The organism is Photobacterium arenosum, assembly GCF_014841115.1.
Taxonomy (GTDB): Bacteria; Pseudomonadota; Gammaproteobacteria; order Enterobacterales; family Vibrionaceae; genus Photobacterium; species Photobacterium arenosum.
In genome coordinates this window covers 507,142-531,117 of sequence record NZ_JACYTP010000001.1, presented here as the reverse complement: position 1 = coordinate 531,117, position 23,976 = coordinate 507,142, and the positions used below count along the sequence as shown (strand labels likewise).

At 52.5% G+C, this 23,976-nt stretch carries 21 protein-coding genes; 13 read left to right on the top strand and 8 right to left on the bottom strand.

What is annotated here, in order from left to right; all coding sequences use genetic code 11:
* Window positions 1-70 precede the first annotated feature (70 nt).
* Both IFO68_RS02505 and IFO68_RS02500 read right to left on the bottom strand, forming a co-directional pair.
* Window positions 71-733, bottom strand: a complete 663-nt coding sequence (locus tag IFO68_RS02505; RefSeq protein ID WP_192014336.1) for a GIN domain-containing protein — start codon at window positions 731-733, stop codon at window positions 71-73.
* 234 nt (window positions 734-967) lie between these two features.
* Entirely contained in the window at window positions 968-3,556 is a 2,589-nt protein-coding gene (locus IFO68_RS02500) for a hypothetical protein (protein WP_192014334.1), read from the bottom strand.
* A gap of 249 nt (window positions 3,557-3,805) precedes the next feature.
* Here IFO68_RS02500 and IFO68_RS02495 point away from each other — a divergent pair, with 249 nt between their 5' ends.
* The gene (locus IFO68_RS02495) at window positions 3,806-4,189 is read left to right on the top strand and encodes an MAPEG family protein (protein ID WP_192014332.1); all 384 of its coding nucleotides are present in this window, start codon (window positions 3,806-3,808) and stop codon (window positions 4,187-4,189) included.
* A 60-nt stretch (window positions 4,190-4,249) separates the two neighbouring features.
* Here IFO68_RS02495 and IFO68_RS02490 read toward each other — a convergent pair whose 3' ends face one another.
* On the bottom strand, window positions 4,250-5,356 hold the full coding sequence (locus IFO68_RS02490; RefSeq protein ID WP_192014330.1) for an anhydro-N-acetylmuramic acid kinase: 1,107 nt from the start codon (window positions 5,354-5,356) through the stop codon (window positions 4,250-4,252).
* 314 nt (window positions 5,357-5,670) lie between these two features.
* Between IFO68_RS02490 and doeB2 the strand changes: the two genes are divergently transcribed.
* The 4 genes from doeB2 (at window position 5,671) to IFO68_RS02470 (ending at window position 10,859) form a co-directional block, all read left to right on the top strand.
* Window positions 5,671-6,843, top strand: coding sequence for a N(2)-acetyl-L-2,4-diaminobutanoate deacetylase DoeB2 (gene doeB2 / locus IFO68_RS02485; protein ID WP_192014328.1), 1,173 nt, complete (start codon window positions 5,671-5,673; stop codon window positions 6,841-6,843).
* Between the two features lie 105 nt (window positions 6,844-6,948).
* Complete coding sequence (locus IFO68_RS02480) at window positions 6,949-8,208, top strand: aspartate aminotransferase family protein (RefSeq protein WP_192014326.1); 1,260 nt, start codon at window positions 6,949-6,951, stop codon at window positions 8,206-8,208.
* Entirely contained in the window at window positions 8,205-9,476 is a 1,272-nt protein-coding gene (gene doeA, locus IFO68_RS02475) for an ectoine hydrolase (RefSeq protein WP_192014325.1), read from the top strand. The genes IFO68_RS02480 and doeA overlap by 4 nt, the downstream gene beginning before the upstream one ends.
* Before the next feature lie 18 nt (window positions 9,477-9,494).
* Window positions 9,495-10,859 (top strand): NAD-dependent succinate-semialdehyde dehydrogenase, encoded by a 1,365-nt coding sequence (locus IFO68_RS02470; protein ID WP_192014323.1) that lies wholly within the window; start codon window positions 9,495-9,497, stop codon window positions 10,857-10,859.
* A 33-nt stretch (window positions 10,860-10,892) separates the two neighbouring features.
* Here IFO68_RS02470 and IFO68_RS02465 read toward each other — a convergent pair whose 3' ends face one another.
* Complete coding sequence (locus tag IFO68_RS02465; protein WP_192014321.1) at window positions 10,893-12,116, bottom strand: MDR family MFS transporter; 1,224 nt, start codon at window positions 12,114-12,116, stop codon at window positions 10,893-10,895.
* Between the two features lie 286 nt (window positions 12,117-12,402).
* Here IFO68_RS02465 and IFO68_RS02460 point away from each other — a divergent pair, with 286 nt between their 5' ends.
* From IFO68_RS02460 to IFO68_RS02445, 4 genes are all read left to right on the top strand, one after another.
* Window positions 12,403-12,849: a DoxX family protein gene (locus tag IFO68_RS02460; protein ID WP_192014319.1), complete on the top strand. Its 447-nt coding sequence runs from the start codon at window positions 12,403-12,405 to the stop codon at window positions 12,847-12,849.
* A gap of 53 nt (window positions 12,850-12,902) precedes the next feature.
* A complete protein-coding gene (locus IFO68_RS02455) occupies window positions 12,903-13,598 on the top strand; it encodes a pirin family protein (protein ID WP_192014318.1) in 696 nt (231 codons plus the stop codon).
* A gap of 104 nt (window positions 13,599-13,702) precedes the next feature.
* A complete protein-coding gene (mog, locus tag IFO68_RS02450; protein ID WP_192014316.1) occupies window positions 13,703-14,236 on the top strand; it encodes a molybdopterin adenylyltransferase in 534 nt (177 codons plus the stop codon).
* Window positions 14,237-14,373: 137 nt separating this feature from the next.
* On the top strand, window positions 14,374-15,393 hold the full coding sequence (locus IFO68_RS02445) for an adenosine deaminase (protein ID WP_192014314.1): 1,020 nt from the start codon (window positions 14,374-14,376) through the stop codon (window positions 15,391-15,393).
* A 387-nt stretch (window positions 15,394-15,780) separates the two neighbouring features.
* Here the strand turns inward: IFO68_RS02445 and IFO68_RS02440 are convergent, their stop codons facing one another.
* Window positions 15,781-16,368: a hypothetical protein gene (locus IFO68_RS02440; protein WP_192014312.1), complete on the bottom strand. Its 588-nt coding sequence runs from the start codon at window positions 16,366-16,368 to the stop codon at window positions 15,781-15,783.
* A gap of 145 nt (window positions 16,369-16,513) precedes the next feature.
* On the opposite strand from IFO68_RS02440, the gene IFO68_RS02435 reads away from it, so the two are divergent.
* Window positions 16,514-17,002, top strand: a complete 489-nt coding sequence (locus IFO68_RS02435) for a glutathione peroxidase (RefSeq protein WP_192014310.1) — start codon at window positions 16,514-16,516, stop codon at window positions 17,000-17,002.
* A 147-nt stretch (window positions 17,003-17,149) separates the two neighbouring features.
* Here IFO68_RS02435 and IFO68_RS02430 read toward each other — a convergent pair whose 3' ends face one another.
* Window positions 17,150-17,488: a hypothetical protein gene (locus tag IFO68_RS02430; protein WP_192014308.1), complete on the bottom strand. Its 339-nt coding sequence runs from the start codon at window positions 17,486-17,488 to the stop codon at window positions 17,150-17,152.
* Between the two features lie 147 nt (window positions 17,489-17,635).
* On the bottom strand, window positions 17,636-18,598 hold the full coding sequence (locus tag IFO68_RS02425; RefSeq protein WP_192014303.1) for a CHAD domain-containing protein: 963 nt from the start codon (window positions 18,596-18,598) through the stop codon (window positions 17,636-17,638).
* A gap of 433 nt (window positions 18,599-19,031) precedes the next feature.
* Here IFO68_RS02425 and hppD point away from each other — a divergent pair, with 433 nt between their 5' ends.
* Together hppD and IFO68_RS02415 are read left to right on the top strand one after the other, a co-directional pair.
* Complete coding sequence (gene hppD, locus IFO68_RS02420; protein ID WP_192014302.1) at window positions 19,032-20,111, top strand: 4-hydroxyphenylpyruvate dioxygenase; 1,080 nt, start codon at window positions 19,032-19,034, stop codon at window positions 20,109-20,111.
* Between the two features lie 186 nt (window positions 20,112-20,297).
* Window positions 20,298-21,749 (top strand): hypothetical protein, encoded by a 1,452-nt coding sequence (locus tag IFO68_RS02415; RefSeq protein WP_225445005.1) that lies wholly within the window; start codon window positions 20,298-20,300, stop codon window positions 21,747-21,749.
* 156 nt (window positions 21,750-21,905) lie between these two features.
* Here IFO68_RS02415 and IFO68_RS02410 read toward each other — a convergent pair whose 3' ends face one another.
* Window positions 21,906-22,970, bottom strand: a complete 1,065-nt coding sequence (locus IFO68_RS02410; protein ID WP_192014552.1) for a bZIP transcription factor — start codon at window positions 22,968-22,970, stop codon at window positions 21,906-21,908.
* 432 nt (window positions 22,971-23,402) lie between these two features.
* On the opposite strand from IFO68_RS02410, the gene IFO68_RS02405 reads away from it, so the two are divergent.
* On the top strand, window positions 23,403-23,930 hold the full coding sequence (locus IFO68_RS02405; protein ID WP_192014300.1) for a CbrC family protein: 528 nt from the start codon (window positions 23,403-23,405) through the stop codon (window positions 23,928-23,930).
* Window positions 23,931-23,976 lie beyond the last annotated feature (46 nt).

Sequence of the window (23,976 nt, the reverse complement as noted above, 5' to 3'; positions counted from 1 at the left end):
CGCGGTTTATTTTTTCAATAAAATCAGGGCAGGTCTCTCAGGATCTACCCTGAATGTTTCTGATACCCGGTTAACATGCATCAAATACAATGCTTGTGCCGTAGCTGCCGTTCACTTTTGTTTGGGTGTCTGGTGATACGGATAACCGGGTGCCGGCAGACTGCCTGCCTGAAACCGATTTGGCATGACACAGGCTGGCGCTGGCCCCCATACCGAGTTCAACCGTGGCCTGGTTAACATGCAGGGGCTGGGCGGCGTGATCGAGTGTGGCACCCATGGCCAGAGCCAGTGTCAGCGTATCTGTGCTGCCGCTCAGCACCAGTTTGCTGCCCATTTCCCCGGTGGCTGCGAAACTGTCGCTGGCGATAGCGCAGCCGTCCACGGTAGCATCAATGCCAAATCTGGCGTCAAGGCGCTGAAGGGGTTGTGAAGTGTAAATATGCACAGTCAGCGGTTCAATGTTCTCCCAATCGTCACCCGAGCGATTGCTGATCTGCAGGGTGCCCTGCTGTTCAGTCACCGTCAGCTTTTCCAAGGCAGCAGCCTTACCTGTGGCTTCAAGGTAATTTTTGTCGCTGCAATGCACGCTGACCTCCAGGCCTTTTTCGACAGATAGCTTATTGAATGCACGGACAGATTCTGTGCGTGTCTGCTCGTCGGCAAAGCTGAAATTTATGATACCGGTATACAGCGCAATACCAGCCAGGGCAGCAGGAAGAATCACTTTTTTCATCGTCGGTTTCATCGAATCATCACATCCGGTTTGTGGAAAGTGAGATTATCTAATCAATAGTCGTGCCAATATGCATCAAGGTCTGTAATCCAGGCTGTATGCGGGTTGGCGCTGATTCGTTTCACAGTTCCTCAGGGTATTGATATTAATTGTTAGTCGAAAAAACTAACAGGTGGCAAACTTCGCCACCTGTTTTCTCTTATTACCGACTGTTTTTGTTATTGCCGCCACGCTTTACATCATTCGGGACACAGTAAAACGGGTTTGCTGAATGACACCATGATCCGGGTTTAGCTGCCAGTCCGGGTTTTCCATAAAGCCCAGGGCTGAGAAGCTCAGGCCATCACCATCCTGCAGTTGCCAGGTCATGACTTTATCGCTGTCGGTAAAGTGGATCACCAGTTGTCCTTTGGCATTCACTATCCAGCTGAATGCTTCTGTCAGGGGCTGTTCTGGCTGGTCAGCATTCGGCACGTTATAAGTACCGTTGCCGGAGAGCAGGCCGTCTGCATTGCTTGCCGGCACACCGCTGAACGCCAGGCTGTGACCGTTATCCTGCGTCAGCAAAGCGGTACTCAGCATATTACCGGTAAAGGCCAGAGGTGTTGCTGTCCAGGGTGTGCCGCAGCTTGCGATGGCCTGATCATAGTCGGCCGGTGTCGCGCCGCTGTCGGTCGGGCTTTGCGTGCTGTCATTCCAGCCGGTGTTGAAGTTATCACACTGGGTCAGTAAACGGCCGGGCAGGGCACTTTGCACCAGCGAACCGGAGCCGATCGCACCTTGTTCCTCGGTAATTCCCTCTGGTGTATTGTCCTTGACCCATTGCTCATTCACCGTAAAGACTTTCCAGCCGGTTTCACCGTTGGCCTCAGCTTCTGCCAGCAGAGAGAAGGTTTGCGTCCAACTGGTGGCATTGGGGATATCACGGCCCTGAATGGTCAGCAGATTGTTATCGATTTCCCATTGATAGCTCTCTGCTTTTTCGCCTGTCAGGCGATAGCCGAAGCCCTGATTGCCGTCACTGTTGGTCAGGAAGGTGTAGCGGCTGCCCAGATCATCACCCGGTTTGCCCCACAGGAAGGACTGGCTGGCCAGATGATCAACCGTCGGGGTGAGCTCACCACCTGAGGTACTTTGTTTGCACGTCTCGACGGCAGTATCAAACTGGGCTTTGGTAGCTGCCACTGTGGGTGCGTTATCGTCGCTCATCACGGAATCACCTGTCGTACAGGGCGACAGGGTTGCGCTGCTGGCAGGGACAGTATCGCCGGACTGACGGTAATCCAGGCTGCGCATCTGCCACAGGGCTTGTGTATCTATGATGTTGTCACCGTTGCTGGCGTATTGTGAGAAGACGATAAACAGGTTCTGCTCGCTGGTTTTGTTGAGCATCGCCCAGACTTCGGCATCGCCATTGCTGTTGAACAGCTTGATCATGCCGGAGGCGAACCCGTCTTTCTCGTTGCTGCCGGTAATACTCCAGGTGTAGTTTCCGGCCGCGACGCCGTTCAGATAACGCACGGCTGTGCCATTGTCTTCAAATTCATAGGCTTCAGTGGAACCAGACTCTGACTGGCTGCCATAGCTTGTATCGGCTTCCATCACACGGCTGCGGCGCAGTGCGGTCAGTGCTTTAACATCGTTACTGCCCAGCGGCAGGTAGCCGCCACATTGCAGAATGATGTTGTGCATTTTGCTGGCGTCCAGCTCGAACGAGTTGGAAATAATGGCATCAAACTGGCAACTGAGCTTGGTGGGATCCTGCGGATCTTCATCGTACTCATCGCTGACGCCATCGTTATCATTGTCAGGATCGGCATTGTCACCGATACCATCGCCGTCGGTATCGACGGTTTCGTTTTTATCTGTCGGGAAAGCATCTTCGCTGTCGTTCACTCCATCACCGTCGGTATCGGGATTGAACGGATCCGTTTTCAGCATCTCTTCCTGCACATCGGTCAGGCCGTCATTATCGTCATCAGGATCAAGGTTATCGCCAAGACCGTCATAATCGAAATCGCCGCTTTCATTGGGATCGTTCGGGAAAGGATCCGCGGCATCGATGACACCGTCGCCGTCACTGTCGGTTTTTAAGGCTGCATCATCCACCACTATGGGGAGATTGTTGCCGTCGAGCACGACGCGGTTATGGACATCAAACACCAGGTGATGATGGGTATCCAGCTGCTTCAAGACATCACGCAAGCGGCGGAACTCAGCCAGCGGGACGGCGAGCTCGTCTTCACTGCTCACTTCCTGTTTGAGCAAGATGCCCAGCTGAACAATGGCCCGCGCTTTGACCGCAATATCGTCCAGGCCATTGGCAATGTAATCGCCCATCACCTGACTGGCTCCGATACCCAGCGACTGGGCGGTGGCAGAAATCGCCGTCGACTCGCCCAGCCCTTCATACATATAAAGATGCACAATACTGGTGAGCGGGGTGACAGTGGTATAGCCGATCGGGGCCGACATTAAAAAGCTGTGACTGACCGGTGTGCCCGGATTGTCCAGATCCACTGTCTGTCCGGCAATCGCCAGGACGAAAGAAGCGTATTGCGATGGGTTTTCCAGCCCGTTCAGAGCGATTGATGCCTGACCCGACGCGTTGGTTGTCCCCTGGCGATCGCCGGATTCAAAGCGGAAATTCTGCCCCACGTCCACCCAGGCCCGGGCACTTTGCAGATACCCGTCAATGGCGGTGATGGTGTAGGAAGGTATGGTTTTTACCGGCGCGACAGGCTGTTTGGAATCACCACCACAGCCAGCCAGCAGGCTGATACCAATCAGCCCACACGCGCACTCCCATGATTTGTTCATCATGTTCAGCCCCCAAGTCAATCGCACCGCGCTCCGCGGTTAAAAATAAGGTGTCGCGACTCTGTATCAGCACAGAATCACTTTTTCTTGCTTTCTGACTGTTAGCTTAGTGTTGTCTAGCTTGACCTTCATCAGCGCCGGAGAAAATGGGTGTCGCGAGAATAAGAATGTGCAGGTTTCGCGAGGATGCAAAACGGTAATCATGGTGTAAGATTATGAAAGTTTTGGTAATTAACCGGGAGCGTTCAGGGTATGACAACAAGTTTTTTTGCAGCCGTGCTGGCATTGTGGCTGTGCTGGTTATCCATGCAGGTGATTAAGGCACGCAGGAGGCATCAGATTGGTTACGGCGACGGGGGGACCGAAGCAAAAGATCTGCAACTGGCCTGTTCTGCTCAATCTAACGCGGCAAATTACATCCCAATCACCTTGATCTTGCTGTTTCTGCTCGAAGATAACGGCGGTGCGAACTGGCTGATTGCTGTGATTGGGCTGATTTTCACCGCAGGCCGGGTGATTCATGGCCGTGGCATCTTAGCCGACAGCCTGAAAGGGCGGATATTGGGTATGCAACTGACGCTTTGGCCGATTATTGCGCTGGCGGTTCTGAATCTGCTGTATTTTCTTTTTGGCTGAATCAAAGGGGCTGCTATAGCGCGCAGTCCCCTTTTAAAAATACTCAAAGTAAACAACATATTAAGCGAAATAGAGCACACCCAGCGATGCCGGCCGGCTGGCGCCTGTCACTTCAGGTAAATTGCTCGGCAGGCCATGAATGCGACGCTGCGCCAGCCAGGCGAAGGCCATGGCTTCCATGTAATCGCTGTCGACGCCAAAATCGCTGGTTGGTGCGGTCTGCCAGTCGTTTAGCAAATCTGTCAGGCGCGCCATCAGCACAGGGTTTCGCGTACCGCCGCCGCACACCAGTAGCTGGGGAGCAGGGCCTGTTTTAAAGCGCCCGACCTCGCGGGCAATGGTCACTGCGGTGAATTCACACAGGGTGCGTTGCACATCTGGCGTACTGACAGTGCTACTGATCAGGTTAGCGTCCAGCCAGGGCAGATTGAACAGCTCCCGGCCGGTACTTTTGGGTGCAGGCTGCGCAAAATACGGCTCGCTGAGCAAGCGGTTCAGTAAAGCCTCGTCCACCTTGCCCTGTCTGGCCAGGTTGCCGTTGCGGTCAAACTTCTGACCTGTGTGCCGTTCGCACCAGGCATCCATCAGCATATTTCCCGGACCGGTGTCGAAACCAAGGACATTTTCGTTGGGGCGAATCACGGAAATATTGGCAATCCCACCTATGTTCAGCACCACCACGCTGGAATCTGACGACTGGAAAATAGTCCTGTGGAAAGCCGGAACCAGTGGCGCGCCCTGTCCGCCCAGTGCCATGTCTTTGCGGCGAAAATCCGCAACGGTATCAATACCGGTTTTCGCGGCGATGATATTGGCATCGCCAATTTGCAGCGTGAACGGTGCATCGCCTAAGGGCTGGTGGTACACAGTCTGGCCATGATTGCCGATAGCGCGGATCTGATCGGCCCGGTAACCGGACTTTTTCAGCAGGGCATTGACGGCATCGGCAAATAAATGGCCCAGCAGGTGGTCCAGCTCGCCGATTTCAACCAGGGTGGTCTGCTGCCCGATGCAGACACTGAGCAAACGCTGTTTGAGCGGATCAGGCATGGGATAATCATCATGGGCCAGCAATTGAATGCGGTCGCCGTCTATAGACACTAATGCCGTGTCTACGCCGTCCATGCTGGTGCCTGACATGACGCCGATATACAACTCCTGAGTCATTCCTGTTCTCCCGCTCTTTGGTCGATCACTGTTCAGTGAAATCTTGCTATGGCGCATAGTGTCCCAGACTGGCGATAAACACGATATCAAAAATCGCTTCCTGTACCGTATTGAATGACAGATTGTGAATAGGCTTACAACTGTGTGCGGTGAAAATCAGGCCGTCTGTACAGGGAATAACCGTGTGAAGCCTGTGTGCAGTCCAGAATCATCAACATTGAGAAACCGGGCCATCCTGACTAGGCTTGCTGGTAAGTACCGAAATAATAAATAAAATTTGTTTTGGTCTTTTCAGTATTCAAGCAGGAATCTTTATGTCCGACTTCTGGCAAAAGAATCTGTCGATGGCAAAAACCTTTCGGCAGGATTTACACCGCCATCCTGAGCTGGGATGGCAGGAACATCATACGGCCGCTGCCATTCGTGATCGTCTGACCGCAATGGGTATCGACTGGCGACCTTGCGCACAAACGGGCACGCTGGCGCATATTGCGTCTGGCAATCCTGGCGGTCGCCACATTGCCCTGAGGGGCGATATTGATGCTTTACCGATTGATGAAGACAGCGGCCGCACCTGGTCATCACAGCAGCAGGGCTGTATGCATGCCTGTGGTCACGATGGCCATACGGCGGCCCTGATGGCAACAGTCGCCTGGCTGAAACAGCATGAAGAGACGTTGCCTGGCCCCGTTACTTTTCTGTTTCAGCCTGCGGAAGAAGGCGGGCACGGTGCTCGGGAAATGATTGCAGACGGGGCACTGGAAGGGGTGGATGAAATTTTCGGCTGGCATAATTGGCCGGCGATCCCGTTTGGCAAGATGATTTGCCCGGATCAGCTGGTGATGTGCGGTAATGCTACTTTTTCCATTACAGTAAAAGGGCGCGGCGGCCATGCCAGCCAGCCGGAACTCTGCGCCGATCCTGTGCTGGCGGCGTCGGCAATTACCCTCAATTTGCAGCAGATTATCAGTCGCCGCTTACCGCCTCAGCATGCCGCTGTTGTCAGTGTGACCTCAATAGAGGCCGCCAGTGGCCTGACGGTGATCCCACAGCAGGCGGTGCTGAGTGGCAGTATCCGGGTGCCTGACGATCAGACTAAAACCCGAATCAATCAGTTGATCGAAGAGATCAGCCATCACACTGCCATGAGTTATGGCGTGGCCTGCGAGGTGGCGATCCAGCCGCGTTACAGTGCCACGATCAATCATGCCAGACAGGCCGAAAAAGCCCGTACGGCCTGGCTGGCAGATCAGGATCAGCAGCTTGATCATGCCATTTCACTGCCTGTGATGGCCTCGGAAGATTTCAGCTATTACCTGCAGCAGGTGCCCGGGGCGTTTGCCCTGATCGGGGCCGACGATGGCGAGCCTGTCCATCAGTATCCCTGCCACAGCCCACACTACGATTTTAATGACCGACTGCTCGAAAAAGTCGTTCGCTGGTATGCAAGGCTTGCGGGGGCGCCATTACCGAACTACACAGGGTAGAGAGGGTAAAAAAAATCAAAGGGCTGTTGAAGGCTGGCTGAGCGAATCAGCACAGCGCAACAGCCCTGTTCACACCAGAGATTTTAAAGCACAAGGAGATGTACGATGAGCATTTTTGAACAGCGCGAATCCGAAATCCGGGCTTACTGCCGGGTCTACCCAGTTGTGTTTGATACGGCTTTCAATGCCAGGCAGACAGATGAGCAGGGTAAAGAGTACATCGACTTTTTTGCCGGTGCAGGGGTGTTGAACTTTGGACATAACAACGAACGTATGAAACAGGCGGTGATCGAATATCTCCAGCGTAATGGCGTGACACACAGTCTGGATATGCATACCAGCGCGAAACGCCGGTTCATGGAACGGTTCCATCACGTCATTCTTGAGCCGCGCAACATGCCCCACAAAATGCAGTTTATGGGGCCAACCGGCACCAATGCCGTCGAGGCGGCGCTGAAACTGGCGCGACGGGTCACAGGACGTCATGAGATCGTCGCTTTTCATCGTGGTTTTCATGGCATGACCTTAGGTGCACTGGCCTGTACGGCGAATCAGTACTTCCGGGGCGCGGCAGGTGTGCCGCTGACTCATGTGTCACATACCGCTTTCGGCGCGCAAGGCAAAGCGGCAGAGCAAGCCCTGCAGGCGCTGGAATTGCTGGAAGACAGCTATCAGGACGGTTCAAGCGGCGTCACGCCACCGGCGGCGTTTATGGTCGAAGTGGTGCAGGCCGAAGGGGGCGTGAACATTGCCGATAAAGCCTGGCTGCAGCGGCTGGCATCGCTGGCGAAATCGGTCGGTGCATTGCTGATTGTGGACGATATTCAGGCCGGAATGGGGCGAACCGGCTCGTTTTTCAGTTTCGATGATTACGGCATCGACCCTGATATCGTTTGTCTGGCAAAAGGGTTGGGCGGTATGGGCACCCCGATTGCGATGAATCTGGTGAAACCCGAGCTGGATAAACACTGGTCGCCGGGTGAACACACAGGCACCTTCCGCGGGCAGTGTTTGTCTTTTGTGGCGGGCTGCGAAGCGCTGAGTTATTTCGAAGACAGTCACCTGATGGAAGAGGTGCAGCAAAAAGGCGAGATGATGCACGCGGCACTGGCGCCGCTGGCGGATCTGGCTGGGGTGGAAGTGCGCGGCAAAGGCATGTTGTATGGCGTGGATGTGGGTCTTGGCGAGCTGGCGAAAACCATTGTCGGGCGCTGTTTCGAAGCAGGGCTGCTGGTCTCAGCCTGCGGCAGCGGCGGCCGGGTGATTAAGCTGATCCCGCCACTGACAACGCCGGAAGCCGACTTGCAGTCAGGGCTGGCCATTCTGGTGGAAGTGACGCAGAACGTGCTCCGGGAGGCGGTATGAAAAGACGCGACGATATGACGTTTCCTTTTGAGGAATATGAGCGACGTCTGGGCGAGTTGCGGCAACGTATTGCTCAGCGCCGCCTGGATGCGGTGGTGATCACCGATCCGGAAAACATCATGTACCTGACCGATTACCAGACAACCGGCTATTCCTTTTTTCAGGCGCTGGTTGTGCCGCTGGAAGATGAGCCCTTCATGATTACCCGGGCGATGGAAGAGTCGAACATTTTTGCCCGGACCTGGATTGAACGGACCCGGCCCTATCCCGATACCGGAGATGCGATTCAGATGCTGGTGGATGCGTTGCGGGAATTCGGACTGTCGCGAAAACGTATCGGCTACGAAAGAAACAGCTACTTCTTTCCGGCCTATCAGCAGGACACTATTCACACCACACTGACGGAAGCAAAACTGCTGGACTGCTTCGGCATCGTCGAGCAGGGGCGTATCTGCAAATCGCCGGTTGAAATCGAGTTGATGCGCAGAGCGGCGATTGCCACCGAAGCCGGTATGAAAGCCGGCATTGCGGCCTGTCAGGCTGGAGTAACAGAAAACGAAATCGGAGCGGCCATCAGCTCGGCGATGTTTAAAGCAGGCGGGGAGCCCCCTGCTGTGATGCCGTATGTGACATCCGGGCCCAGAACCATGATAGGTCATGCAACCTGGGAAGGACGGGTAGTGCAACCGGGCGAGCACGTGTTTCTTGAAGTGGCAGGCTGCTATCGTCGCTATCACACCGCTATGATGCGCACTGTGATTTTAGGTGAACTGACCGATTCCATGTACAAAGCGCAGGAAACCATGAAGCTGGCGCTGCAATCGCTGCATTCGTATATCCAGCCCGGTATGACGGTGTCGGATGCGGATAACCTGATCCGCAATATCATTTCACACAATGATGTGGGGGCCAGATTGATCACCCGCTCCGGCTATTCTATCGGTATCGCTTTTCCGCCCAGCTGGGACGAGGGTTATATTGTCAGCCTGAAACAGGGGGAGTCGACTGTGCTGCAAGAAGGTATGACGTTCCACATCATTCCCTGGATGTGGGGAGTGGATGGCGATAAGACCTGTGGTATTTCCGATACCATAGTTATCACCGCAGATGGCTGTGAATCTTTTTTCACTCTGCCGAAAGACTTCACTGTGTTGCCCGATCAGGGCAAACCGGCCAAGCCTGAAACCGCCACTTCCAGCGTGTCGTCTGACAAAGCGACATCCATAGATAAAGCCCGTAAAGGCAAACAGCAACAGGCTAACGGATAGCCGTTTAAGGGGGGAGATATGTCTTTAAAAGCGATCAATCCGGCCAATGGCACACTGATTGAGCAATTCCCGACGCTGAATGCCGATGCGCTGGCCAGCCAGATTAAAGCGGCGAGAGCAGCGCAGCCTGACTGGCAGCGCTTAACCTTTGCCGCGCGCGGCGAAGTATTGCGCCGCGTTGCAGAACAGTTGAGGGAACATAAAACCCGCTTGGGCGAACTGATGACACTGGAAATGGGTAAGCCGGTGAAGGAAGCCGGTCCTGAGGTGGAAAAAGCGGCCTGGTGTGCGGAGCATTATGCCGAGCATGCTGAATCCTATCTGGCAGATCAAAGCCTGCCGTCTGATGCCAGCCACAGTTATGTCTGCTATCAGCCTTTAGGTACTGTGTTAGGAATTTTGCCCTGGAATGCACCGCTGTGGCTGGCCTTCCGGTTTCTGGCACCGGCGCTGATGGCCGGAAACACCTGCGTAATGAAGCACGATCCGCATGTACCAGGTTGTGCCCGCGCGATCGCAGAAATGTTTGCACTGGCGGGTGCGCCCGCCAATATCATGGTCAACCTGCCGGTTGGCAATGAACTTGCCGAGCAGGCGATCCGCCATCCCGACATTGCGGCGGTTTCGTTTACCGGTTCAGACCGCGCAGGTGCGAACGTTGCCGCGACTGCAGCCAGTGAGATCAAACCGGCAGTGCTGGAGCTGGGCGGCTCCGATCCTCTGGTGGTACTGGCTGATGCTGATCTGGAAACGGCCGCTGATGTCGCGACACTGTCACGCATTATCAACGCCGGTCAGTCTTGTATTGCGGCCAAACGGATTATTGTTGAAGCGCCTGTGTATGACATTTTCACCCAGCTGGTGGAAAGACGGCTGACGCTGCTGAGAGTCGGCGATCCCTCTTCGCCAGACACGGATATCGGGCCGCTTGCCCGTGATGATCTGCGCCAGAACCTGCATCGTCAGGTGCAGGCAACAATAGACGCAGGTGCACGGTGCCTGATGGGCGGCCAGCCAGAACCGGGGATGGGTTATTTCTATCCGGTGACCTTGTTGGCAGACGTGACACCTGAGATGTGCGCGTTTCGGGAAGAAACCTTTGGCCCAGTGATGGTGCTGGTAAAAGCGGATGATGCGGAACATGCTCTGCGGCTGGCTAACGATACCGCGTACGGACTGGGGGCCGGGGTCTGGACGGCTAACCCGGCACAGGCTCAGCGTTTTATTCGCGAATTGCAGGCGGGTCAGATTGCCGTGAACGGTATTGTGAAAACAGATCCCCGCCTGCCGAGTGGCGGCATTAAACGCTCGGGTTACGGGCGGGAACTGGGGCCGCAAGGCATTCACGAGTTTGTGAATGCCAAGCAGGTTTGGGTGAAATAACGGGTATTGAAAGCGTACTGCCGGTACAAGCTGCTATGACTGAGTCGCTTGTACCGGATCGCTGTTTTGCTGTTGTAAGCGGGCAGAGCAGCGGTATAAATAGCCTGCCAGAACCAGCACACAGGCGGTGGAAAGGAACAACGCCGGGCCACCGTATAACGACAAGATAATACCGCCAGCCAATGGCGATAAACTCACGCCGATAGACGTCAGATTTCCCGCCCCGAAGTATGCCCCTCGCAGATGATCTGGTGCCGCTCTGTCAATCAGCAGATTGAAGGTCGGGAACAGAATCACTTCGCCCAGACTCAGTACAAAGGTGGCCAGCAGCCAGTACCACTCAGGGGCATCAAGCGGGAAACTGGCGTACAGCACAAAGGCGCTGGCAAACAGGGCAACGCCCAGGTATACACGGCGATACAGCGACCAGCTACTGAGCAGTTTCAGTAGTGGAAATTGCAGTAACACGATCACACTGGCATTGACAAAAATCATGCTGGTGTAAAGTGCTATGACTTTATCGCCCAAACCATTCAGATACTGCACCAGCGAAGTTTCCTGATGCAGATAAGCGTACATCACCAGGGTGTTGGCCAGAATCAGCACCATGAATGCCTTGTCTCGCGCTAATACTTTCAGTGTCTGGCTGAAGTTCTGCTCGTTTTTGGGCGGTTGCGGGGTGTTGCGGATCTGCCAGAAAGCCAGAATAAAACACACGCTGTAGATCAAGTAAGCCAGCGCGACCAGATAAAAAGAGGACTGTTCGCCGGTAAAGCCAAGCTGTAAGCCCACTAGCGGCCCAAAAGCCGCACCCAGATTGATGCAGTAATAGCGGACCTGGTGCGCCATTTCTCTGACGGGAATTTCAGGCAGTAAGTCCGAAATCATCGCCCGTGCCGGCGGTTCCAGCATAGCCCGGCTGATGCCTGCCATCAGCGCCCCGGCGGCATACAGCCAGCTTTGATCTGCCTCGGCCAGAATAATAAATGTCGCGACATGGGCCAGGCAGCTGATGATCAGTAAATTTTTCCTGCCAAGCTTATCAGACAGATAGCCCACATACAGGGCGACAACGGCGCCGCCGAGTGCCGCCAGACTCATTATGGTGCCAATTTCAATTTCAGACAGGCCAAATTTCCGGTGCAGCATCACGGCCATATAGGGCCAGACCATAAAAAAGGAGGCGCGGGTCAGCAGAGTGCCGATCAATACGGCCCAGATAGGTGCCGAAAAACGGCGTACGTGAGACAACTCCATGTCGTTGATTTTCCTTTGAACTATCAAGCCGTTCATAGTGTCATAGCCCCTGATTTTTGTCTGTAATTTTTCTATTCAGGCAGCAAATTATTCTATTGTTCGATTTATTCGAATTAGTTACTCAATTTCAACCGGTGTTGTTTGGCTTTGACTGCCACTACACTTGCTTTCAATCGAGGAAGACAGGGCTAAGGCCAGTGCATGAGCAATCAGCACAGCTTCTGTCACTTTTAACGATGACAGCTTTGAATATCTATTATTGTTCAACTTTTTTGAGGAAACCCTTATGAATACTTCTTTTATTAAACGCCTGTTAACGTCTTCAGACAGTGTTGCCCCTCTGGCGCTGCGTGTGCCTGCCGGTATCATTTTCATGGCCCATGGCGCACAAAAACTGTTTGGTGCTTTCGGTGGCTATGGTCTGGAAGGCACGGGCCAGTGGATGGCTTCTATAGGTCTGGAGCCTGGCATGCTGATGGCGTTTCTGGCCGGTAGCGGTGAGTTCTTCGGCGGTCTGTTTATCCTGATCGGTTTACTGACACGTCCGGCAGCTTTGGTGCTGGCAATCACTATGGTGGTGGCTATTGTGAGCGTTCACTTACCGAATGGCCTGTTTATGTCTAACGGCGGCTACGAGTTTGGTCTGTCTCTGCTGGCAATCGCGGTATCACTGGTTTTCTCTGGAGCAGGCAAATTGTCGGCTGACTCACTGCTGGCAAAACGCGTCCGCTAAGGGCGCGCTCAGCCTGACTATTCCTTTATCGACATCATTTAAGAGGTGACATTATGCTGAAAATCAGACGTGCTGCAGAGCGTGGCAGAGCCTCGTTCGGATGGCTTGATAGTCGTCATACCTTCTCGTTCGGTCATTATTACGATCCTGAGCATATGGGCTATTCGGCGCTGCGGGTGATAAATGATGATACCGTCCGCGCCGGTGCCGGGTTTGATACCCATGGTCATAAAGACATGGAAATTATCAGCTATGTGCTGGAAGGCGAAATTGCCCATAAAGACAGCGCAGGTAACATCAAGCGTTTACCGGCGGGTGAATTTCAGCTGATGTCGGCCGGTAAAGGGATATACCACAGCGAGTTCAATGCGTCGCAGCAAGACACACTGAAATTTCTGCAAATCTGGATTCAGCCGGATCAGCTTGGTGGCGAGCCGGGCTACCAGCAGAAAGACTTTGGTCAGCGTGAAGGCTTGACCCCAGTGATCACGCCGGACGGTGAGAACGGCACGTTGTCCATTAAGCAGGATGCCCGGCTCAGCCAGCTGATTTTAGCGGCAGGTGAATCTCTGATCCTGACACAGCAGGCCGGCCGCCGGTTTTATCTGCATCAGATCAAAGGCCAGCTGACGGTAGAAGGTGAGATCTTATCACCAGGGGACGGACTGAAGGTGGATCATCAGCCTGAGCTGATTGTATCCAATCAGGGCGATGTTTCGGTCACAGCTCTGGTGTTTGACTTACCCTAAAGGTTTTCGGAACGGTAAAGATTGCTTACACTAGCGCAGGGGCCGCTTATCTGTTCGTGATGTGGCCAGTTCGCAATGACAAGGCTTTGGCCTGAGGAGAAAAAATGACAACAGCGAAAATTGGGATTGTCACCGTCAGTGACAGGGCGAGTGCGGGTGTCTATGAAGACCTTTCCGGGCAGGCGATTATTGAGACGCTGAAAGCGTATCTGACTTCACCGTGGGAACCTGTCTACGAAGTGATTCCTGATGAGCGTGATGTCATTGAGTCCACCTTAATTCGCATGGCTGATGAAGAAGAGTGCTGCCTGATAGTCACAACCGGCGGAACTGGCCCGGCAAAACGTGATGTTACCCCTGAAGCGACAGAAGCTGTGTGCGATCGCATGATGCCTGGCTTTGGTGAACTGATGCGGGCCGAGTCTCTGAAGTTTGTGCCAACTGCTATTTTGTCACGCCAGACGGCAGGACTGCGCGACGATACGCTGATCGTGAATCTTCCCGGTAAACCTAAGTCTATCCGTGAATGTCTGGACGCGGTATTCCCGGCCATCCCGTATTGTATTGATCTGATGGAAGGGCCTTATCTGGAAAGCGATGAAAGCGTGATTAAGGTGTTCCGTCCAAAACAGAAATAAGCCGCTGTTTTCCCTGTTGGTCACTGCGTCACACCGGCAGGGAAAATCTCCCTTCTTCTCCATCTTACTGATTTTGCAATCTACACTTTAAACACTATCCCCAAATTACCTGTGTAGAGAGTTAAGAGGTCAGTGCAATGGAAAGCTTCATCCGAACCCTGCCGAAAGTTGAACTGCATGTCCATATTGAAGGGACATTAGAGCCAGAACTGATGTTTGAACTGGCGCAACGCAACCAGATCCCTTTGCCCTATGCCAGTGTTGAAGAAGCCCGGGCCGCCTATCAGTTTGATGATCTTCAGTCTTTTCTGGATATGTATTATCTCGGTGCGGCTGTCCTGCAGACCGAGCAGGACTTTTACGATCTCACCTGGGCGTATCTGCTGCATTGTCAGCAGGATCATGTCATGCATACCGAACTCTTTTTTGATCCGCAAACCCACACTGAGCGCGGCGTGACATTTCAGACAGTGATGGCCGGCATTACCCGGGCATTGGCCGACGGGGAGCAAAAATTGTCGATTTCAAGCCGGCTCATCATGTGCTTTCTGCGCCATCTCAGTGAGGATGCGGCGTTTGAAACTCTGGCTCAGGCGATGTCGTATCAGGAATACATTATTGGTGTTGGGCTGGATTCTTCTGAGAATGGCCATCCGCCGGAAAAATTCCGCCGTGTGTTTGAAAAAGCGCACGATGCCGGGTTTTTGACTGTCGCCCACGCCGGCGAAGAAGGGCCGGCCAGTCATATTCGTGATGCGATATCGCTGCTTCGGGTGTCCCGAATCGATCATGGCGTGCAGTGTAGTCAGGATCCGGCGCTGGTGGATGAACTGATCCGCAATCAGATGCCTTTGACTGTTTGTCCTTTATCGAACGTTAAACTCAGGGTGTTTGATCACATGGCGGATCACAACATCATAGAGCTGCTGCGCAAAGGCGTGTGCGTGACGATCAATTCCGATGATCCGGCTTATTTTGGAGGTTACATGACGGACAATTTTCTGGCTGTAGCCGAGGCGTTTGAGGTAACAAAAGAAGAAATGGCTTTATTTACCGCCAACGCTATCCGGGCCAGCTTTTTGCCGGATGAAGAAAAAGCGCAGTTGCAGGAGCGCCTGGAGCATTACCTGTCTGTGCAGCTCCATCCGATACTGTAAAACAGATAAAAAAAACGCCTGTCAAAGGCATGACAGGCGGGGGAAATAAATCAACTCAAACTGCGTTAAAGACCCTGGCGGCTTTTTCCGTTCAGGGCATCTTAGCTGCAGGAGTTTTAAAGGAACAACATACTTGGTTAAAGCGTAGGCGGTATTATAGGGGTGATTAAAAAACGCGCAACGATCACTTTTGTAAAAAATGTATAGTCAAATGTTAAACATCAACCTTGTCAAAACATTAGGCGGATAACTTTTTTATTAGCAAAGACATAAAAACAGCAGCCAGCCTGCTAGCTGTATGATTTAACATGATTTATTTGCTGTTTTTTCACTTTTTTATCTCAGCGTAAACACCGGGTTTTCGGGATCTGCCGTATGTTTTCAGTTTCACCGATGAAATATACGCTGAAACCAGCCTCTGAGTGAGTTTATGAAACTGACAGAGGACGTATTCTGCTCTGTGCCCCTCGCATTGTCGCGGGCTGATGCTTTACCTTGATAATAGGCCTGCATAAAGCGGCGCCGGGTTTGCTCAGCGCGGCTGTGGCTTGGCCCTGTGGCATCATCCGGAAACAGCAGGCTAGCGCTGGACAGCGCATGATCGGCCGCATAGCTGAGATCGATCTGCTGATAACCGAGTACCAGCATCCACAGGCGTGTGACCAGCAGAAAATGGCCATGATGCTGGTTGTCGAAACGTGCCGCATGTTCCTTGCCAAGTTGCTGCACGAACAGATCATTCATTGCATGACTTTGGCTCTCCGTACTCTGATATTGCTCAAGTGCAGATAAATGCGTTTTGGTCATCATCCCCAGTAAAAGATCGTCGCCTTTGCTGTTTGGCCGTTGCTGCTGCAGTGAGGAAAATTCTGTTTCAAGCTGGCTGAGCAGTACGTCTAAGCTTGCGTTTTCAGCCTGGTTAAAGTCTAAGCTTCTGAGGCCCATAGCGGTCAGTTGCTGGCTAAATGAAGACACTGAGGTTCCCTGGCAGTTACGTTTCAGATGTGGTGGGGGGCCAGTATACGGTTTTAAAGAACAATTCCCAGTTGAACAGCTGTGCCTGATAAACTGGCCACACAAAGACACCATGCTTGAAGCATGACAGGTAAGGAACAGAGTTATGGCGGCATTTTACGATTTTTCAGTCACCAGCCTGCAAGGCGAGCTACTGCCATTAAGCACTTACAAAGGGAAAGTTGTGTTGGTGGTGAATACCGCCAGTCAATGTGGCTTTACGCCGCAATATCAGGGCCTGCAGTCGCTTTATAAGACATACCGTGAGCAGGGTTTGGTGATCCTCGGTTTTCCCTGCAATCAGTTTGGTCAGCAGGAACCGGGTAATAGCGAAGCCATCAGTGAGTTTTGCGAAATTAACTATGGCGTTGATTTTCCCATGTTTGAAAAGGTGGATGTCAAAGGAGCGACCAGTCATCCGCTGTTTGCCTATCTGACCGGCGCTTTACCTGGCCTGCTGGGAAAAAATATCAAATGGAACTTCACCAAGTTCCTGATTGGCCGGGATGGCCAGCCGATTAAACGTTACGCGCCACTGACTAAGCCAGAGGCGCTGGAAGCGGATATTAAAGCTGCCATCAAAGCGGATATCTGAGACAGAGGCTGAGACTAAGATCGCGTCAGTCTGTTGTGAAAACTGATTCCGGCCAGTAGCAAACTGGCCGGCATCGCTCAAGGTTTTCTGATTAGCAAAGGCTTTCTGATTCGCTAAAGGCTCTCAGGCCAGCTATAGACTGTCTGGTCAGCTTGAAGCGGGCGCATTGGCCCGGCAGTCGCTGATTTTGCTCAGTGCCGGTTGCATGGCTTCAATCGACAGGCGAACGCGCTTTGCACCTTCCGTCTGCATGGTGCCGGGCTGAGTTAAGGAATGAATAGGGTGCTGCTCTGGCTGGCTGCATTGAATGGCTGAAATGGTGTTAAAAACACCCAGGGCGTAACCCAGACATAAGGACTCATTCTGATAAGTGCGAAGGCAGTCGTTCATAAAGGCTTGCTGCGCATCGGCCGCTGCAGCCTGGGGGGTTACAGACAGTGCAAACAGGGAGGAGAGAGTCAGTGTTATTGTTCTGATTGATTTCATACGCACTTCCTTTCATTTGTGTTTCATACATTAATAGCAAAGCGCTGAAAATAAAGCGTGATTGGTCTCTCAGCTTGTATTGCTGTTTAATGAAGCTTTTATGAAATGTGCATGATGCCGCAAAAAATCTCCCGTCCGATGTCCTGTTCAGGGTTTATATATCTTTTCAAAGGATTTTTGAGGAGCAGCAAAGGCATACTGATTGACATGATCGATAACACTGATTTTATGATCGGCATGCTGCTTTTGGCTGAATGTCAGTAAACGCGAGATTGCGTTATGGCGTTTTGATCCTGGCTTTTGCTGCTCAAGATACTGATTGAGAAAATCCATCTGTACCGCACTGTCGTTAAAGTAACCAAGGGAATCCTGCAGCGCTTTCAGCTGCTTGATGTGATCTTTCATGACTTTGCGCGGAAAAATCGGGGCAAAATACTCCAGAAGATAACGGAGCTTTTTGCAGGAAATTCTGAGCTCGTGAATGTGTTCGTCCGGGTTGGCGTAACCGATGGACTGACAGACATTCTGTGTTTTATTGAAGTGTTTCCAGATACATTTTTTTGCAAACGGCAGGCTGGGCTTTTTTCCTGCATCTGTCGGTTTCACGGTCAGCTCATCCAGTAACCCGACTATCTGGGCGCATTGTTGCTGATAGTCGGCAGATTTCAGCCACTCTTTAATTTGCTTTTGCAACACTATCCGCCTGTCCTGCAGGTCGTTAAAGAACAGGATCAACCCCTGATGATACTCATGATCCAGCGCATCGAAATAAGGTTCCATGTTGCCTAAATACACATCCAGATCCCGCAGTTCATTGGTTTTCTGCATCAAGGTTTTCAGGGCGTTCTGAATCATCTGTTTTTGCTGCGGCAGGAAAATGGCACTGAGCAGGCTGAGCAAGGCACGACAGCGCCGGAGTGACACACGGTACTGGTGCAGGAATTCTGTATCGTCATCGCGGATCAGCCCTGCCTCGTGGCGTCGGGCATGCTGAAATTCGCTTTTCAGAAAATGATAAGTCGGCAAGTAAATTGCGCTGTCTTTTTTCAGGGCAACTGACGTTTTTTTCCGCTGCGGTAAACGCAGTTTATCCCTTTTATTTACGCTCATTACAATGACCTCCTCCATAACCATAGTCAGGGGCTGTTTATCTTTCGAATCTCGACAGAGCCGGCAACACAGTCTCGCGGTTGTGATTGCCGCGAAGAGTTGGTTGCTTCTCTTATGCAGGTTGCTACGCAATCACTTCAGAGCAGTACTCCAGCGCATACGCCTATGTAAAGCTTTCTACACTATTTTTCAATTTTATGAAATGGCTTGATTTCATGGTGTCTCAGGTTCTTACGCTGTTCTCATTACCTGTAATGGATGGGGTGCTCATTGAGCTCAAATGGCTGGCAAGCTGGCTTTACAAACTATTTTTACATTGCGTTAACCTTAGTTTTACAACTGGCTTCTCAACCCCTCTCTGTGGTGCTAATTCTATAGGTAAGGAATCGCTGAACAGGCGTCAGCAAAGTAACCAATATGTGAGGATATACGGATGAGTGAAATGATGAAAAATCCTATGGGCACGGACGGCTTCGAGTTTGTTGAGTATACCGCACCGACGCCAGAGGGTATTGCCAATCTCAAAAACCTGTTCCGGCTGATGGGCTTCGCTGAAGTTGCCAAGCATAAACATAAATCAGTCTGGCTATACCGCCAGGGTGACATTAACTTTATCATTAACGGTGAACAGCACTCTCAGGCTGCCGGTTTTGCCGGTGTTCACGGTGCGAGCGTTAACGCGATGGCATTTCGTGTGAAAGACTCGACGCTGGCTCTGGAACACGCGGTGGACAACGGGGCGACAGCTTGTCCAGCTCAGGCCGGTCCGATGGAACTGAATATTCCGGCCGTGTACGGTATCGGCGAATCTCTGATCTATCTGGTCGATCGTTATGGTGAGCACGATATCTATGAGATCGACTTCGACTATTACCCGGATTATCAGGAACGCCTGGCTAATCAGGATGCCGGTTTACATACCCTGGATCACCTGACTCACAACGTGAAGCAAGGGAACATGGATCTGTGGGCGGGCTTTTATGAGCGTATTGCCAACTTCCGTGAAATCCGCCACTTTGACATCAAAGGTAAAGTCACTGGCCTGCTGTCTCGCGCTATGACGGCGCCATGCGGAAAAATCCGTATTCCAATCAATGAATCCAGTGACGATAAATCACAGATTGCAGAGTATCTGGATCAATACAATGGCGAAGGCATCCAGCATATCGCTTTGAGCACAGACAATATTTTCGAGACGGTGACACGGCTGAAAAAGAACGGTCTGGCCTTCATGGATACCCCTGATACCTACTATGAAGGGGTGAATAAGCGTATTCCTGGTCATCAGGAAGATCTGGCGAAACTTCAAGATCTGAAAATCCTGATTGATGGTGATGAAACCGGCATTTTGCTGCAGATCTTTACCGATACCGTTATTGGTCCTGTGTTCTTTGAAATTATTCAGCGTAAAGGCAACGAAGGCTTCGGTGAAGGTAACTTCCAGGCGCTGTTTGAATCGATTGAACTGGATCAAATCCGCCGTGGTGTAATTCAGGTGCCGGATAACGCTTAACTTTATCCGCTCACTGACACAAACAAAGATATGAGCAAGCCCGCACGGCCAGGTGCGGGCTTTTTTCTTTTGGTTTTCTTGCGTTGTTCTCATAGCCGGCAGACACCAAACCAGGCGATTATCTGCTTCACTTACAGGAGTCGGGTTCAGTTATTTATCGACGCTGGGATTATCAGGAGAGGGGATATGATGCGTGTGCTGACTCTGTTGTCTTTCCTGTTGATGACAGCCTGTACATCCCTGCCCGAGCCGATCCCGGATTCTATTCCTGCCCAGCAGCAAATCTACACACGCTCACAAGCCGACTGTGTTGATCTGCTCACGGACTTTAAGCGTACTGTTCAGCAACAGGGCGTACAAGATGCGCAGCTGACATGGGACCCGAGATTTCCGCACCTGGCTTTCGACCGTTTCAGTCTGTCCTGGCTATTTGAGCTGACTGATCGCGAAAGCAAACGCCAATGGCTGGACTATGTGTCACATCAGGCCGCCGTACAGCGGCAGGCGGAATATCAGAACCTGCCAGATAACACCGCTTATGGGTTAAAGCCGCTCGATCTGTGTGCAGAGCAGCTGGTCGGCCGCAGCTTGTATCAGCCCGCTCTGTGGTCAGCGCTCATCACAGAGCCGCCTCAGTTGCCATCCGGCTACGCGACCTGGCAACGGGTACTGGGGCTGTACCCGGTCACACAACATTTTGCCAGACCTTCGATGGACAAAGAAAAGCGGCGTCTGATCAGCCATTTTATCCAACCTGTTGAGGGTTATGCGATCCGTTACGCGCCAGATGACAGGCCATCCCTTAACCGCTTGCAGATACAGGCGTGGTTTCGTCAGGCAAGGGAGAGGTCGGCACTGTCATGGCCGCTGCTAAGCGCAGAGCAGCAGCAAAGTCTGCTTAGCTTTTACGCGCCGGTTTTTCAGGTTGAAACCCGCTCGCGGGATGACTTTCCCGGTCAGGTCCGTTATGTCACCCCCAGTCAGCCTGGGGTCGTTCCCCAGAAGCCGACCCTGTATACCCATGTCAGCTATACCCGCTTTTATGGACAGACCCTGATGCAGCTGAACTACACGCTGTGGTTCGCCAACCGCACCGCACGCTCAGGGGTTGATCCGTATGCAGGTCAGTTTGATGGGGTGTTGCTGAGGCTAACGCTGGATGCTGACGGACAACCTTACATTCTGGACAGTATTCACCATTGCGGCTGTTATCACATGGTGTTTGCCCTGTCACCGGCTCTCACTTTTGCTCCGCCGGGCAACAAAGCGGAATGGCCTGTTACCCTGCAAGTCTATGCCGGGCATCAGACAGACAAGCTGGGGGTGACCTTATCCTCTGGCGAGCATATGGTGAAAGATGTGCAATGGCTGCGGCATGATGTCCGGGCACGCGTATTGACTGTATTGCCTTACGATCAATTGCGCAGTTTACCTGCAGCAACAAGCCACAATAAGAGCCTGTTCAATTCGCAGGCGATGTTACCGGCCAGTGTACGCGCAGAGCGGTTTTATCTCTGGCCGCTCGGGGTTAAATCGCCGGGGACTCAGCGTCAGCTGGGCCATCATGCGACCGCGTTTATCGGCAAGCGTCATTTTGATGAACCTTTTCTGCTTGAGACCCTGTTTAAGCAACCTTAGCTGATCGCCGGTGGCAGTAAGAGTATCTGATGTGTACAGAGTGGCTGATCTGTGCTGGCGAAACAGAAAGCGGGCACCTGGGCGCCCGCTCTATTAACTGATACTTTGGGTGACAGAATCTCTGGCTAGCGGTTGGTCCGACTGCCAATTGAGACACTAGGCCTGCTGACCGTCAGTGTCCGTTTGAGCCTGTAGCCCGTGCCACTGGAAATGGTGGTTTGGCTTCTTACTGACCAGGCCTTCCCCCATCATGCGGTGGAACACCTCATCGACGTCATCCGCTGAGAGCTTCAGCGCCCGTATAATGGCCCGTTTTGAGCAGCTGACGGAATCAGACGTGAGTGCATCTACCACGCGATCGTAGGGCGACAGGGAGGGCGCTTCTTCGGCGCTTGCAGACTGAGATTCGCGGGCCGCTTCAATGGCTAAGGTTGCCATACTGGCTGTGCCTGTATAATCACTTGCTGGGCTATTTTCAGGTCCTGGCGGGTTGGACCCTGCGGCAGATTGCCTGACAGTCGTGTTTGAGACATAAATGGCATGGCGTTGGTTAAATTGCTGACGAAAACGCAGCTCTTCACCGATCAATCCGACAAAGAAAGCGGCAAAGAAATCCAGCAGAACAGAGAGAAAGATCACCAGCCCGAGCTGCGCTGCTTCATTGCTGACTTTGAGGGTTTTTGCCAGACCGTCAATTAAACCCAGCACTGAGCCCTGGCTGACCACAGGCAGGTTGTCCCGCTCCATTGCCAGCGCTTGCTGCTGCTCGCGCAGCTTGCTGTTTTCTCGCTGAATACGGGTGACACCCGTGGCGATACGCTCCATTCTGATGTACTTCTGCGCCGCCTCATTGTTCAGATCGATCTGCTTTTCAATGGCGTCAATCTGCATGTTGTAAGCGTTGATTTTGCTCTGCTGTACTGTGACATGGCTCTGAGCCTGATTAGTGGCACTTTGAATGCCGCCGACTGAACCGCCGATGGAAATCGCCGCCAGTACAGAATAAAAAGCCAACGCGCAGGTGGCCCCTGAGTAGCTGCGTCTGGCGCGGCGTTCGCCAAATTCATACCAGGCGAAGAATTTACCCAGTTCGAAAATAACCGCCAGACCGCCAAAGAGGATCTGCATCACAGGGTTGTCGTCGATAGACAAAAATAGCAACAGTGAAAAAATGATGGAAGCCAGAATGGAAGCGCTGGTAAAGCTGTATACCGTCCACATGGCGAACCGGCCTTTCGGAAAGCGAACAGTGCCTGTCCCGGGTAGAGCGTTGTCTGAAACCATAATAGTGTTTTAATGCCGGCAGGGCTTACAGCCCAAAAAGAGAGTGATTAATTAGCGGGGTAGGATACCGGAAAATCCGGGTCACGCGGCATGAAAAAGGGGGTTGCGCGTGCCTTGAGCCGGAAATTTGCACAGCGCTGTCATAACTGGTGAAAGCTTGTTCATCTCAGCGTTCAGGGCTTTATTGCTGCGTTGCTCAAAAAGTGATCGTGCTTCGGAAATGGTGCTTCGCAGGGCCTGAACCTTACTTTGTCGCTAAATCTTAACCTGATCTTGCCGCATAAGATTGATGCCAGAGTGGCTCTTCACTTTGGTGTGTATGACAAGAATGGCTACAAAACCATCGGTTAAGACAAAGGAATACAAATAGTGACTCTTCCGAAATTCACCTATCACCCCGATCCGCTGGCGACTGGTGCTGTAGTGAAAAGCATGAAAGTGTGCGATTGCTGTGGCGAGGCGCGAGGCTATCTGTACAGCGGCAGTATTTATTCCCAGCGGGATGTTGAATGGCTGTGCCCATGGTGCATCGCTGATGGCTCGGCAGCCAGAGAATTCAAAGCCTCGTATTCTGATGATTTTCCGCTGGACGGCGCTGGCCTGAAGCGGGAAGTGATTGCTGAGGTTTGCCAGCGCACGCCTGGTTATCAGTCCTGGCGTCAGGAAGTCTGGCTTGATCATTGTGGTGATGCCTGCGAATTCCACGGTTTTGCCGAGCATGATGAACTCAAAGCATTAAGCGGACAGGCACTAAAGGCATTTTTGAGCCGTCACATGCTTAAAGCGAATTTATGGCAGGACATCCTGGATACCTATGAAAAAGGCGGTAACCCGGCGGTGTATAAGTTCAGATGCCGGCATTGTGGCGACATTCTCTACGGCATGGATTTTCTCTGATTGTGAATACGGCGTTCTGAACAGCTCCAGCCTGATCCTCTCGCTC

What these genes read in the sequence shown, in the direction of transcription:
- IFO68_RS02425 (WP_192014303.1), bottom strand. Translation starts at nt 18,598, where the DNA reads ATGAGCGTAAATAAAAGGGATAAACTGCGTTTACCGCAGCGGAAAAAA.
- doeB2 (WP_192014328.1), top strand. Translation starts at nt 5,671, where the DNA reads ATGTCCGACTTCTGGCAAAAGAATCTGTCGATGGCAAAAACCTTTCGG.
- IFO68_RS02500 (WP_192014334.1), bottom strand. Translation starts at nt 3,556, where the DNA reads ATGATGAACAAATCATGGGAGTGCGCGTGTGGGCTGATTGGTATCAGC.
- IFO68_RS02445 (WP_192014314.1), top strand. Translation starts at nt 14,374, where the DNA reads ATGGAAAGCTTCATCCGAACCCTGCCGAAAGTTGAACTGCATGTCCAT.
- doeA (WP_192014325.1), top strand. Translation starts at nt 8,205, where the DNA reads ATGAAAAGACGCGACGATATGACGTTTCCTTTTGAGGAATATGAGCGA.
- IFO68_RS02415 (WP_225445005.1), top strand. Translation starts at nt 20,298, where the DNA reads ATGATGCGTGTGCTGACTCTGTTGTCTTTCCTGTTGATGACAGCCTGT.
- IFO68_RS02430 (WP_192014308.1), bottom strand. Translation starts at nt 17,488, where the DNA reads ATGAAATCAATCAGAACAATAACACTGACTCTCTCCTCCCTGTTTGCA.
- IFO68_RS02505 (WP_192014336.1), bottom strand. Translation starts at nt 733, where the DNA reads ATGAAAAAAGTGATTCTTCCTGCTGCCCTGGCTGGTATTGCGCTGTAT.
- IFO68_RS02490 (WP_192014330.1), bottom strand. Translation starts at nt 5,356, where the DNA reads ATGACTCAGGAGTTGTATATCGGCGTCATGTCAGGCACCAGCATGGAC.
- hppD (WP_192014302.1), top strand. Translation starts at nt 19,032, where the DNA reads ATGAGTGAAATGATGAAAAATCCTATGGGCACGGACGGCTTCGAGTTT.
- IFO68_RS02495 (WP_192014332.1), top strand. Translation starts at nt 3,806, where the DNA reads ATGACAACAAGTTTTTTTGCAGCCGTGCTGGCATTGTGGCTGTGCTGG.
- IFO68_RS02435 (WP_192014310.1), top strand. Translation starts at nt 16,514, where the DNA reads ATGGCGGCATTTTACGATTTTTCAGTCACCAGCCTGCAAGGCGAGCTA.
- IFO68_RS02460 (WP_192014319.1), top strand. Translation starts at nt 12,403, where the DNA reads ATGAATACTTCTTTTATTAAACGCCTGTTAACGTCTTCAGACAGTGTT.
- mog (WP_192014316.1), top strand. Translation starts at nt 13,703, where the DNA reads ATGACAACAGCGAAAATTGGGATTGTCACCGTCAGTGACAGGGCGAGT.
- IFO68_RS02410 (WP_192014552.1), bottom strand. Translation starts at nt 22,970, where the DNA reads ATGTGGACGGTATACAGCTTTACCAGCGCTTCCATTCTGGCTTCCATC.
- IFO68_RS02465 (WP_192014321.1), bottom strand. Translation starts at nt 12,116, where the DNA reads ATGGAGTTGTCTCACGTACGCCGTTTTTCGGCACCTATCTGGGCCGTA.
- IFO68_RS02470 (WP_192014323.1), top strand. Translation starts at nt 9,495, where the DNA reads ATGTCTTTAAAAGCGATCAATCCGGCCAATGGCACACTGATTGAGCAA.
- IFO68_RS02480 (WP_192014326.1), top strand. Translation starts at nt 6,949, where the DNA reads ATGAGCATTTTTGAACAGCGCGAATCCGAAATCCGGGCTTACTGCCGG.
- IFO68_RS02455 (WP_192014318.1), top strand. Translation starts at nt 12,903, where the DNA reads ATGCTGAAAATCAGACGTGCTGCAGAGCGTGGCAGAGCCTCGTTCGGA.